9 protein-coding genes and 1 pseudogene are annotated in these 12008 nt (G+C 75.0%); 5 read left to right on the forward strand and 5 right to left on the reverse strand.

Going from position 1 to position 12008, the window contains the following annotated elements; all coding sequences use genetic code 11:
- Positions 1–58: 58 nt before the first annotated feature.
- The gene (locus J4E96_RS09910) at positions 59–2212 is read left to right on the forward strand and encodes a beta-galactosidase (protein WP_227425573.1); all 2154 of its coding nucleotides are present in this window, start codon (positions 59–61) and stop codon (positions 2210–2212) included.
- Positions 2182–4212, forward strand: coding sequence for a beta-galactosidase (locus J4E96_RS09915; protein ID WP_227425574.1), 2031 nt, complete (start codon positions 2182–2184; stop codon positions 4210–4212). The genes J4E96_RS09910 and J4E96_RS09915 overlap by 31 nt, the downstream gene beginning before the upstream one ends.
- On the opposite strand, the gene J4E96_RS09920 is transcribed toward J4E96_RS09915, so the two are convergent.
- Entirely contained in the window at positions 4193–5278 is a 1086-nt protein-coding gene (locus tag J4E96_RS09920) for a LacI family DNA-binding transcriptional regulator (RefSeq protein WP_227425575.1), read from the reverse strand. The two genes, J4E96_RS09915 and J4E96_RS09920, sit on opposite strands and share 20 nt — an antisense overlap.
- Positions 5279–5396: 118 nt before the next feature.
- Here J4E96_RS09920 and J4E96_RS09925 point away from each other — a divergent pair.
- A pseudogene (locus tag J4E96_RS09925) lies at positions 5397–6206 on the forward strand (endo alpha-1,4 polygalactosaminidase).
- Positions 6207–6251: 45 nt separating this feature from the next.
- Here the strand turns inward: J4E96_RS09925 and J4E96_RS09930 are convergent.
- The 4 genes from J4E96_RS09930 to J4E96_RS09945 form a co-directional block, all read right to left on the reverse strand.
- The gene (locus J4E96_RS09930) at positions 6252–7181 is read right to left on the reverse strand and encodes an ABC transporter ATP-binding protein (protein ID WP_227425576.1); all 930 of its coding nucleotides are present in this window, start codon (positions 7179–7181) and stop codon (positions 6252–6254) included.
- The gene (locus J4E96_RS09935; protein WP_227425577.1) at positions 7178–8239 is read right to left on the reverse strand and encodes a FecCD family ABC transporter permease; all 1062 of its coding nucleotides are present in this window, start codon (positions 8237–8239) and stop codon (positions 7178–7180) included. Before J4E96_RS09935 ends, J4E96_RS09930 begins: the two co-directional genes overlap by 4 nt.
- On the reverse strand, positions 8236–9177 hold the full coding sequence (locus tag J4E96_RS09940) for a FecCD family ABC transporter permease (protein WP_227425578.1): 942 nt from the start codon (positions 9175–9177) through the stop codon (positions 8236–8238). Before J4E96_RS09940 ends, J4E96_RS09935 begins: the two co-directional genes overlap by 4 nt.
- A gap of 111 nt (positions 9178–9288) precedes the next feature.
- Positions 9289–10353 carry an iron-siderophore ABC transporter substrate-binding protein gene (locus tag J4E96_RS09945; RefSeq protein ID WP_227425579.1) on the reverse strand — a complete coding sequence of 355 codons (1065 nt, stop codon included), beginning with the start codon at positions 10351–10353 and terminating at the stop codon, positions 9289–9291.
- A gap of 171 nt (positions 10354–10524) precedes the next feature.
- On the opposite strand from J4E96_RS09945, the gene J4E96_RS09950 reads away from it, so the two are divergent.
- Positions 10525–10896: an ArsR/SmtB family transcription factor gene (locus tag J4E96_RS09950; RefSeq protein ID WP_227425580.1), complete on the forward strand. Its 372-nt coding sequence runs from the start codon at positions 10525–10527 to the stop codon at positions 10894–10896.
- A 134-nt stretch (positions 10897–11030) separates the two neighbouring features.
- Positions 11031–11963 (forward strand): cation diffusion facilitator family transporter, encoded by a 933-nt coding sequence (locus J4E96_RS09955; protein WP_227425581.1) that lies wholly within the window; start codon positions 11031–11033, stop codon positions 11961–11963.
- The last annotated feature ends 45 nt before the right edge of the window (positions 11964–12008 follow it).

Raw genomic sequence — 12008 nt, forward strand, 5'->3', positions numbered from 1 at the left:
GCCCGCCAGCCCGCCCGCCCGCGCGCGTCCCTCACCCTTCGACGTGGAGAAGACACCCATGGCAGTCCAGCACGATCGCGTGCGCTTCGGCGCGGCCTACTACTACGAGTACGCCGGGCCCGGCCAGGACCCGAAGCCCGAGACGTTGGAGCGGGACCTCGACCTGATGCAGGCCGCGGGGTTCTCCGTGATCCGGGTCGGGGAGTCGGTCTGGTCCACGTGGGAACCCGACGAGGGCCGGTTCGAGCTCGACTGGCTCGAGCCCGTCCTCGACGCCGCCCGCGCGCGCGGCATCGACGTCGTGATCGGCACCCCGACGTACGCGCTGCCCCCGTGGCTGGCCCGGCGTTACCCCGAGGTCGCAGGCGAGCTGCGCACAGGCAAGCCGATGGGCTGGGGCGCCCGGCAGGAGGCCGACTTCACGCACCCGGCCTTCCGCTTCCACGCCGAGCGAATCCTCACGCGAATCGTCCGGCGGTACGCCGCGCACCCGGCCGTGATCGGGTTCCAGGTGGACAACGAGCCCGGCCTGCACCTGCTGCACAACCGCGGCGTCTTCGAGCGCTTCGTCGACCACCTACGCCACACCTACGGGGACGTCGAGACCCTCAACCGGGAGTGGGGGCTCGTCTACTGGTCCCATCGCCTGTCCACCTGGGCGGACCTGTGGACCCCGGACGGCAACGTCCAGCCCCAGTACGACCTCGCGTGGCGCCGGTTCCAGGCGTCCCTGACCACCGAGATGATCGACTGGCAGGCTCGCGCCGTCCGGGAGCTGGCCCGGCCCGACCAGTTCGTCACGACCTGCATCGCCTACGACCGGCCCGCGCTCGACGACGCCGACCTCGCCGGCGCGCTCGACGTCACCAGCGGCAACGCTTACTACGGGATGCAGGACGCGCTGGCCCACCCGGCCACGACGCACTCGGCGCAGTTCTGGACCGCGAACGGCACGTGGGCGCTGTTCCAGGTGGGCGACGCGATGTTCTCGAGCCGCGGCGAGCCCTTCCTGGTCACCGAGACGAACGCGCAGTCGATCGGCGGCCCGAGCACCAACAACCCGGCCTACCCGGGCCAGTGGCGCCAGTGCGCGTGGGCGCTCGTGGCCCGCGGCGCCCGCATGATCGAGTACTGGCACTGGCACACGCTGCACTACGGCGCCGAGACGTACTGGGGCGGTGTGCTGCCGCACAGCGGGCTGCCCGGTCGGACCTACCGCGAGATCGCGCGGCTCGGCGCGGAGCTGGCCGAGGCCGGCGGCGCGATCGCCGGTGCGACTCCCGACGCCGACCTCGCCCTCCTCGTCTCCACACCGGCGCGGTTCGCGCTGGCGGCCCAGCCGCCGCTGCAGCTGGCCGACGGCACGGGCGACCCGACCAGCTACCCCCGGATCGTCAGCGCGTTCTACCGGGGCGCCTTCGACGCCGGTCTCCAGGTGCGGGTGGTCCGCCCGCAGCACGTCTTCGACCAGGCGCCCGAGGACGTCGCCGGCACCCATCCCGTGCTCGTCGCGGCCGGCTACTACCCGGCCTCCGACGCCGACCTCGACTGGCTCCTGCGGTACGCGGGCGCGGGCGGCCACCTCGTCGTCGGCCCCCGGACCGGGTACGCCGACCACGAGGCGCGGGCGCGCGCCGAGGTGCAGCCCGCCCGGCTGGCTGCGGCCGCGGGCGCCTGGTACGACGAGTTCAGCAACCTCGCCGAGCCCGTGCCGGTGCGGGGCGCGCTGGCGGGGGAGGCGACCGCGTGGGCGGAGTGCCTGGTCGCCGACGGCGCGGACGTGCTCGCACGGTACGAGGACCCCCACCTGGGGGCGTGGGCCGCGGTCACGACACGAGCGCACGGGGCCGGTCGGGTGACGATCGTCGGCACGGTGCCAGACGCCACCCTCGCCCGCTCGCTCGCCACCTGGCTCGTTCCGACGCCGCTCGCGGCATGGGCGGCGCTGCCGCCCAGCGTCACCGTCCACACGTCGACGCGCCCCGACGGCAAGCGCGTCCACATCATCCACAACTGGTCCTGGGAGGCCGCCACCGTGACTGCCCCGATCGAGCTCGACATCCTCGTCGCCGCCCGCGGCGACGCCCCCGCCGACCCGTCGCCGGGCGACGTCGCCCCCGGGCCACCCGAAACGAGCGCCGCCGGACCGTTGGGCGCCGGCGAGCACGTGACCCTCGGCTCGTGGGACGTCCTCGTGGCGGTGACCCGATGACCCGGTGGGCGGGCCCGTGGCCCACGGACGGCATCGCGTTCGGCGCCGACTACAACCCGGAGCAGTGGCCCGAGGAGGTCTGGGCCGACGACGTCGCGCTCATGCGGCAGGCGGGCGTCACCCTCGTCAGCGTCGGCATCTTCTCGTGGGGGCAGCTCGAGCCCGAGGAGGGCCGGTTCGAGTTCGGCTGGCTGGACCGCATCCTCGACCTGCTGCACGAGGCGGGGATCGGCGTCGACCTGGCCACCCCCAGCGCGGCGCCGCCGGTGTGGCTGCATTTGGCCCACCCCGAGATGCTGCCCGTCGGCGCCGACGGCCTGCGCCTGACGCAGGGCAGCCGCGAGACCTGGTGCGTGAGCTCCCCGATCATCCGGGCCCACGCGACGCGCATCGCGCGCGTGGTCGCCGAGCGCTACGGCCACCACCCCGCGGTCCGGATGTGGCACGTCTCCAACGAGCTGGCGTGCCACAACGGTCGCTGCTACTGCGACGTCTCCGCCGCCGCGTTCCGCGACTGGCTCGGCAAGGAGTACCCGGACGTCGACGCGCTCAACCTCGCCTGGGGCACCGCTTTCTGGGGGCAGCGGTACGCCTCGTTCGAGCAGATCCTGCCGCCGCGGCGCACCACGGCGATCACCAACCCGGGCCAGCGGCTCGACTTCGACCGGTTCTCGTCCGACGCCTTCGTCGGGCACCTCGAGGCCGAGGCGGCCGTGCTGCGCGAGGTGACGCCGCACCTGCCGGTCACGACCAACTACATGGTGATGGGCGAGTTCAACCAGATCGACTACACGGCCACCACGCCGCTGGTCGACATCGTGTCCAACGACCACTACCTCTCGGCCGAGGACCCGAGGGGCTGGGCCGAGCTGGCGTTCAGTGCCGACCGGGTGCGTGGGCTGGCGGGCGGCGAGCCGTGGGTGCTCATGGAGCACTCGACCAGCGCGGTGAACTGGCAGCCGCGCAACCTGGCGAAGGAGCCCGGGCAGCTGCTGCGCAACTCCCTGCAGCACGTGGCCCGCGGCGCGGACGGCGTGCTGTTCTTCCAGTGGCGCCAGTCCCGGGCCGGCGCCGAGAAGTTCCACTCCGCGCTGGTGCCGCACGCCGGGGCCGACTCGGCGCTGTTCCGCGAGGTGTGCGACCTCGGCGCCACGCTCGGGCGGCTTGCCGAGGTGCGCGGCAGCGTCGTCGAGCCCGCGCGGGTCGCGCTGCTGTGGGACACCCAGGCGTGGTGGGCGAGCGAGCTCGACGCGCACCCGACCATCGACCTGCACTACCTCGACCTCGCGCGGCGCCTGCACGGCGCGCTGGTCGACGCCGGCGTCGCGGTCGACGTGCTCCCCGCGACGGCGACCCTCGACGGCTACGACGTCGTGCTCGTCCCGACGCTCTACCTCGCGCCGGCCGGCCTGTCCGACCGGCTCGGGGGCGTGGTGGCGCGCGGCGGGCAGGTGCTCGTGTCGTACTTCTCGGGCATCGTCGACGAGGCCGACCGAGTGCTGCTCGGCGGCTACCCCGGGGCGTTCCGGGACCTGCTCGGCGTCCGGGTCGAGGAGTTCGCACCGCTGCGCGAGCACGGGTCGGTCGGGCTGAGCGACGGCGGGACCGGGCAGGTGTGGACGGAGCGGCTTACCGCGACGGACGCCGAGGTGCTGGCCACCTACGCGGACGGCCCGGCGGCCGGCGGCCCGGCGCTCACCCGGCGCGCCGCGGACGGGCCGGGAGCGGCCTGGTACCTGTCGACGCGGCTCGACGGGCCCTCGCTCGCCGCGCTCGTCGGGCGCCTGGTCGACGCCGCGGGCGTCACCCCGGTCGTGGCGCAGCCCGGCGGGCTCGAGGTCGTGCGGCGCACCGGCGGGTCGGGCAGCTGGCTGTTCGCGATCAACCACACCGAGGCCGACCTCCCGCTGCGGGCGGCCGGCTTCGACCTGGTCCGCCAGGCTCCGCACCGAGCCGGGGACCCGGTCCCCGCCCGCGGCGTCACCGTGCTGCGGGAGTAGGAACCGGAGGGGGCGTCGGTGGCGGGCCGGTGGTCTCGCGCAGGACGAGCCGGGTCGGGATCGTCTCGAGCGCCCCGGCGTCGAGGCGACCCTCGATCGCCTGCACGATTTCGACGCCGCGGGCGGCCGTCCCGACGAGGTCCTGGCGCACGGTGGTCAGCGCGCGGGTCATGAAGGCGGCCTCTGGCACGTCGTCGAAGCCGATGAGGCTGACGTCGGCCGGCACGCGCCGGCCGGCCTCCTGGAGCGCGCGCGCGACCCCGAAGGCGAGGTGGTCGCCGGCGGCGAAGATCGCGGTCACCCCCGGGCGTCGGGCGAGCTCGCGGCCCGCCGCGTAGCCGGACGCCGGCGACCAGTCGCCGGTCAGCACCGGCGGGACCTCGCGGCCCGCATCCTCCAGGGCGGCGCGCCACGCCTGCGCGCGCCGGCGCGCGGAGGGCCACTCGGTCGGCCCGCCGACGTGGTGCACTGTCGCGTGCCCGAGGTCGAGCAGGTGTCGCACGGCCGCGGCGACCCCGCCCGCCTCGTCGCTGGCCACGACGAGCTCGGTCGCCGACAGCTCGAGCGGTCCGGACAGGCTCAGCACCGGCACCGCGAGGTCGTGCCGCCGGGACCGGAACGTGGAGGTCGGCTCGTTGACCACGACGGCGTCGACGCCCTGGTCGAGCAGCGCCGAGAGCCCGGTCTCGACCGACTCCGCATCGAGCTCGACCGTGTTGACCACCAGCAGCCCGTATGCCGCCGCGCGCACGGCCCGCTCGGTGGCGAGCGCGAGCGACGCCGGGCCGTAGGCCGTGCTCCCGACCGTGAGCAGGCCGATCGTGCGGGTCCGGCCGAGCAGAAGCGACCGGGCCGCGCTGTTGGGCCGGTACCCGAGGTCCTCGATCGCCCGCTGCACGCGGCGGCGGACGTCCGGGCTGACCTGCGGGAAGTTGTTGACCACGCGGGAGACCGTCCGCTGCGAGACCCCCGCGGCCCGTGCGACGTCCGTGCCCGAGACGCGGCGGGCGGCGGCCGCCGGTCCCGCCGGGAAGCGCTCCGCTCGGGGCGGCACCTCAACCGACACGCACTGCCTCCCGGCCCGCACCCCGGGCGGCGCGATCGCCAGCCCGCAAAAAGTGTAACGATCTCCACGACGCCGATCGCGGCAACCGGCCGATCGCAGAGACCAGGGGGACCCACGGATGCACGAGCGCAGCCCGCGACGCCGGCGCCCCGTCGGGCGCCTTGGTGCGCTGGGTGCGCTCGCCGTGCTCGCCGCCCCGGTCAGCGGTTGCGGCGCCGCGGCGCCGACGCGGTGGGTGCCGCCGGCCCAGGTCTCGTGGCAGTGGCAGCTCAGCGGGGACCTGGACCTGACCGTGCCCGCCGACGTCTACGACGTCGACCTGTTCACGACGACCGAGCGGCAGGTCGCGCAGCTGCACGCGGCCGGGCGGAAGGTGATCTGCTACGTGAGCGCCGGGTCGTACGAGCCCGACCGGCCCGACAGCGCGTAGTACCCCGCCGAGGTCCTCGGCGCCGCGCTCGACGGCTGGCCGGACGAGCGGTGGCTCGACATCCGGCGCCTGGACCTCCTGAAGCCGCTGCTCGCCGCCCGGCTAGACCTGTGCGCCGCGAAGGGCTTCGACGCGGTCGAGCCGGACAACGTCGACGGCTTCGCGAACGACTCGGGCTTCGACCTCACGGCGGCCGACCAGGAGGCGTTCAACCGGGAGGTCGCGCGGCTCGCCCACGAGCGGGGCCTCGCCGTCGGCCTCAAGAACGACCTGGCCCAGGTCGCCGACCTCGAACCCGCCTTCGACTTCGCCGTCAACGAGCAGTGCGCCCAGTACGACGAGTGCGACCTGCTCGAGCCGTTCACCGCCGCGGGCAAGCCGGTGCTGCACGTCGAGTACGAGCTCGCGGCGGCGGACTTCTGCGCGGCGGCCCGCGGGCGCGGCTTCAGCTCGCTGCGCAAGACCCTCGACCTGGACGCGACCCGCACGCCCTGCTGAGCCGCACCCTGCGCTACATCAGCCCCACCCAGCTCGTGGCGCGCGTCACGGAGTCGAGCGAGGACTGCCGTCCGGACGGGCGCGCCGGGTCGGGACGACCATCGGCGTGCCCGTCTCCGGGTCGGGCAGCACCCGGCACTCCAGGCCGAACACGTCGCGCACCAGCTCGTGCGTGACGACGTCAGCCGGGGCGCCGTGGGCGACGACGCGGCCCGCGCGCATCGCGATCACGTGCGAGGCGTAGCGGGCGGCCTGGTTGAGGTCGTGCAGCACCGCGACCAAGGTCCGGCCGCGCTCGTGCTGGCGGGCGAGCAGGTCCATCACCTCGTACTGGTGGGCGATGTCGAGGAACGTCGTCGGCTCGTCGAGCAGCAGCAGGTCGGTGTCCTGGGCCAGGGCCATCGCCAGCCAGGCGCGCTGGCGCTGGCCGCCCGAGAGCTCGGCGACGTGGCGGTCGCGCAGGTCGGTCACCTCCGTCGCGGCCATCGCGTCGGCGACGGCCGTGCTGTCGGCGGCCGACCACCGCCGCAGCAGGCCCTGGTGCGGGTACCGGCCGCGCGCCACGAGGTCGCCCACCGTGATCGACTCGGGCGCGATCGGGCTCTGCGGCAGCAGCGCCAGCCGGCGGGCGACGTCGCGGGTCCGCAGCCGGGCCATGGGCTCGCCGTCGAGCAGCACCCGACCCGCGCGGGGCGTCAGGGTGCGCGCGAGCGCGCGCAGCAGGGTCGACTTGCCGCACCCGTTCGGGCCGATGATCACGGTGAACGAGCCGCGGGGGATCGCGACGGTGAGGTCCTGCGCGACGACCAGCTTGTCGTAGGCGAGGGTCAGGCCGTCCGCGAGCAGCGGCGGCGCCTCGGCGCCCGGGAGCGTCGCGTCCCGGGTCGGCGTGCCGGCAGGCGTCGTGCCCGGGCGAGTCGCGTCCGCGGCCGCCGTGCCCGGGCGGGTCGAGGGCGTCGTCGGCGTGGAGGTCATGCGGTTCCCCTTCGTGTCTCGTGCACCAGCAGGAACGCGAGGTAGATCCCGCCGAGGCCGGCCGTGAGCACCCCGACCGGGTATTGCGTGCCCCACCAGCCGTGCTGCGCGAGCAGGTCCGCGGCGACGAGCACCGTCGCGCCCGTGCACGCCGCGGCGACCATCCCGGGGCCGCTCGAGCCCGTGAGCCGGCGGGCGATCTGCGGCCCGGTCAGCGCGACGAAGGCTATCGGGCCGGAGACCGTGACGGCGGCCGCGGTCAGCGCCACCCCCACGACGATCGCGAGGTTCCGCGTGAGCGAGGGTGCGACGCCGAGCCCCGTCGCGGCGTCGTCCCCCATCTCGAGGATCTGCAGCCGCCGGGTCAGCGCGAGGGCGGCGGGCAGCAGCACCAGGAGCGAGACGGCGACGGTCGCGACGTCGGACCACTGCCGCGACTGCAGGCTGCCGTTGAGCCAGGCCGCGAGCTGCAGCGCCTCCTGCTGGGTGGTTCGGGCCAGCACGAGCTGCACGAACGCCAGGGCCATGGCCCCGACCGCGATGCCGACGACGACCATCCGGTACGGCGCGCGGAAGCCGCGCCCGGCGCCCAGGAGCACCGCCGCGGCCGCCGCGAGGCCGCCGATCAGGGCGCCGATCGGCACCGGCACGACGTCGGGCGCCACGAGCGTCGCCGCGGCGGCGCCCGCGGCCGCGCCGGCGCCGAGGCCGATCACGTCGGGGCTGCCGAGCGGGTTGCGCGTCACGCTCTGGAAGATCGACCCCGACACCGCGAAGGCCGCGCCCGCGCCCACCGCGACGAGCAGCCGGGGGAGCCGGTTGCTGAGCAGCACCCACTCCTGCGCGCGCGTCCCGTTCCCGGCCAGGACGGCGGGCAGGTCGCCCAGCGCGATGCCGAGCTCGCCCGCGGTGATCGTGACCACGCCGAGCACGACGGTCACGACCGCGAGCAGCAGGCACACGACGACGGCGCGCCGGTTCAGCCCGGCCGGGCTCCCGGGCGCGGGGCCGGGAGCGGGCGCCGGAGCGCTCGCCCGGATGGTGGCGGTCGCGCTCACAGCCCGGCCCGTCCCTGCCGCACGGCGGCGATCAGGAACGGCGCGCCGACGAACGCCGTCACCACGCCGACCATGATCTCGCCGGGGCGGGCTACCACGCGCCCGAGCACGTCGGAGCCGAGCAGCAGCACCGGGCCGAGCAGCGCGCAGTAGGGCAGCAGCCACCGGTGGTCGGAGCCCGCGAAGGACCGGACGACGTGCGGCACGGCGAGCCCAACGAAGCCCACCGGGCCGACCGCGGCGACGGCCGACGCCGCGAGCAGGGTCGCGGACGCGGCGCCGAGGGCGCGGGTGCGGCCCGTGCGCAGCCCGAGCGCGGTGGCGCTCTCGTCGCCGAGCGCCAGCGCGTTCAGGCTGCGGGGCAGCAGCAGGGCGAACACCAGGCCGACGGCGACGAACGGCAGGACCCGGCCAACCGTGCCCTCGGGGCGCCCGGCCAGCGACCCCACGACCCAGAACCGGTAGCTGTTGAACACGTCGGGCTGGGCCAGCGCGACAGCCTGGACCAGCGCGGCGAGCACCGCCGAGATCGCGGCCCCCGCGAGGACCAGGCGCACCGGCGTGGCGCGGCCCCGCGGGCCGCCCGAGCCGATCAGGTAGACGACCGCCGCCGCCACCAGTGCGCCCGGGATCGCCGCCCAGACCGACCGGCCCGCCGTCGCGCCGAGCCCGGCTGTGACGAGCACGACCGAGGCGGAGGCCCCGGCGTTCACGCCGAGGATCCCGGGGTCGCCGAGCGGGTTGCGGGTCAGACCCTGGATGACGGCGCCGGCGACGGCGAGCGCGGCGCCGGCGAGCAGGCCCAGCTGGGTCCGCGCGAGCCGGGAGGCGACGACGGCGGAGGCGTACGAGTCGTCCGGGTGCAGCCATGCCGACCAGACCTCGCCGAGCGGGACGGTCTTCGAGCCGACCGCGACGCTGAGCCCGGCGGCGAGCACGAGCAGGCCGGCGCTCGCCAGCAGCCCCGCGGCCAGCAGCCAGGCGCGCGACCGCGAGCCCCGCCTGCCGGTGGCATGCGGGGCTCGCGTCCGGGTCGTGGTGGCGATGGGTCAGGAGGCCTTCGCGACGACCGCGGCGATCTGCGGGACGTACGTGTCGAGCGCCCACGGGATGCTCAGGGGGGAGGCCACCGAGACGGCCATGCCGAGCTGCCGGTCGATCATCGGCAGATAGGCGCCCGAGCTGAACGCCGAGATCTGCTGCCACAGCGGCTGGGCCTCGGTGGCCGCCTGCTCGTCCGTGTCGTTGAACCACGTGAACAGCACGTCAACGTCGTCGAGCGCGTCGGCGTTCTCCAGCCCGAGCGTCGAGTAGAAGGAGCCGGGATCCGGCTCGAGATCGGCGACCGACGGCGCGAGCTCCAGGCCCAGGTCGGTCAGCAGCGCGACGCGGGTGTCGCCCGGCATGTAGACCCCGAGCGCGCCCGGCTGGTCGCCGCCGTACACGTACGCGAACGTCGTGCCGGCGAACTCCGGGTGCTCGGCCGCGACCGCGGCGTAGGCGTCCTGCGTGGCGGCGATCAGCTCGTCGCCCTTCGCGGGCACCCCGAGCGCCTGCGCGGCGATGGACACCTGGTCGGCCGACGACGTCGCCCAGGCCTCGCCCGGGTGCGCCACGACCGGCGCGTACGCGGAGAGCTGGTCGAACGTCGCCTGGTCGATGCCCGACTGCGTCGCGATGATCAGGTCGGGGTCGAGCCCGATGATCTTCTCGACGTCGATCTCGGGGTACGCGACGATCGTCGCCGGCAGCTCGGCGCCCTGCTCCTCCACGGCCGCGCGGAACCACGGCTGGTACCCGTCGGCGTCGCCGCCCCACGTGTCCGCCTCGATGCCGACCGGCACCGTGCCGAGCGCGAGCGCGATGTCGGCCGCGCCCCAGCCGATCGCGACGACGCGCTCCGGCTTCGCCTCGATCGTGGCCTCGCCGAGCGTCGACGTGATGGTCACGGGGAAGGCGGACGACGCCTCGCTCGCGTCGCCGGACGAGCTCGCCGACGCGTCGTCGTCGGTCGAGGCGCACGCGGTGAGCGTCAGGGCGACCGCACCGACGGCGGTCAGGGCAGTGAGGCGCCGACGGGCGACCGAGGGGGGCATGAACGTGCGCTGGTGCACGGGCTGACTCCGTTCAACAAAGGGGCGTCGCCGGCCGCAGCGGTGCCGCGGCCACCAGCTGCGCCGCGGTGATGAGGTAAGGCTATCCTATGAAATGGGAGGATTGGGCACCCGCCGCGCCACGACCGCCCGATCATGCTCCGCTGCCGGCCATTGTGCAAGAATCTGCGCATGAATGCAGATACCGAGGGTAGTGAGGCCGGACCGGACGAGCCGTTCGTCGAGCTGGCCGTCGAGGTCTTCGCGATGCTGGCGGACGCGACCCGCGTGCGGATCATCCTGGCCCTGCGCGACGGGGAGCTGGCGGTGAACCGGCTCGCCGAGATCGTCGACAAGTCCCCGGCCGCGGTCTCGCAGCACCTCGCGAAGCTGCGCCTCGGCCGGATCGTCGCGACGCGCCACGAGGGGACGCGGGTGTTCTACCGGCTGGAGAACGAGCACGCGCGCCAGCTCGTGACCGACGCGATCGAGCAGGCCGAGCACTCCCTGGGTACGGTCCCGCGGCACCACCGGGCCGAGGGCGACGCCGGCGGAACCCGGTGAGCGCCGCCGCGTCGCCCGCCGGGCCTGCGCACCTGCCCGAGCCTGCGCATGCACACGAGCACGAGCACGAGCACGAGTCTGAGCACGGGCACTCCCACCCGGGTGGGTTCAGGGGGTTCGTGCGGGGCCTGGTCATGCCCCACAGCCACGACGCCGCGGATTCGATTGACGACGCCTTGGCGGCGAGCTCCCTGGGCGTGCGCGCCCTCAAGATCAGCCTGTTCGTGCTGCTGGGCACCACGGTCCTGCAGCTCCTCGTGGTGCTGGTCAGCGGATCGGTGGCGCTGCTCGCCGACACGATCCACAACTTCGCCGACGCGCTCACGGCCGTGCCGCTGTGGATCGCGTTCGTCCTGGGGCGCCGCTCGCCCGATCGCCGCTACACGTTCGGCTACGGCCGCGCCGAGGACCTCGCCGGGTTGTTCATCGTCGCGGTCGTCGCGCTGTCCGCGATCGTGGCCGTGTGGCAGTCCGTCGAGCGGTTGGTGCACCCGCAGCCCCTGCACAACCTGGGGTGGGTCGCCGTCGCCGGCGTGATCGGCTTCGCCGGGAACGAGGCGGTTGCGGTGTACCGCATCCGCACGGGTCGGCGGATCGGCTCCGCCGCGTTGGTGGCCGACGGCGTCCACGCCCGGCTCGACGGCTTCACATCCCTCGCGGTCGTGGTCGGCGCGCTGGGCGTGCACCTCGGTGTGCCGCTCGCCGACCCCCTCGTCGGGATCGTCATCGCGGCGGCGATCCTCGTGATGCTGCGGGGGACCGTCGCCAGCATCGGCCGACGGCTCATGGACGGGATCGAGCCCGAGCTGGTCGAGCGAGCCGAGACCGCGCTCGCGCGCACGCCGGGCGTGCTCGGAGTGTCGCGCGTCCAGCTGCGGTGGGTGGGCCACCGGCTCCAGGGCACCGCCACCGTCGTCGTCGCCGACACCTCGCTGTCGGTCGCGCAGGAGATCGCCCACGACGCCGAGCATCGGCTCGCGCACGCGCTGCCGAACCTCGACGCCATGGCGATCCGCACCGCCACCACCGCGGCCGCGCTCGCGCCGCACGCGCCGCACGCGCACTGACCGACCGCTCCGGCGATCCCGCCCGGCGTCGGACGAGTGTGGGCG

It is taken from the genome of Pengzhenrongella sicca (genome assembly GCF_017569225.1).
In the GTDB taxonomy this organism is placed as follows: domain Bacteria; phylum Actinomycetota; class Actinomycetes; order Actinomycetales; family Cellulomonadaceae; genus Pengzhenrongella; species Pengzhenrongella sicca.

Excerpts from the sequence above, each read along its gene's own strand:
- J4E96_RS09910 (WP_227425573.1), top strand. The coding sequence starts at position 59 with ATGGCAGTCCAGCACGATCGCGTGCGCTTCGGCGCGGCCTACTACTAC.
- J4E96_RS09930 (WP_227425576.1), bottom strand. The coding sequence starts at position 7,181 with ATGACCTCCACGCCGACGACGCCCTCGACCCGCCCGGGCACGGCGGCC.
- J4E96_RS09950 (WP_227425580.1), top strand. The coding sequence starts at position 10,525 with ATGAATGCAGATACCGAGGGTAGTGAGGCCGGACCGGACGAGCCGTTC.
- J4E96_RS09955 (WP_227425581.1), top strand. The coding sequence starts at position 11,031 with ATGCCCCACAGCCACGACGCCGCGGATTCGATTGACGACGCCTTGGCG.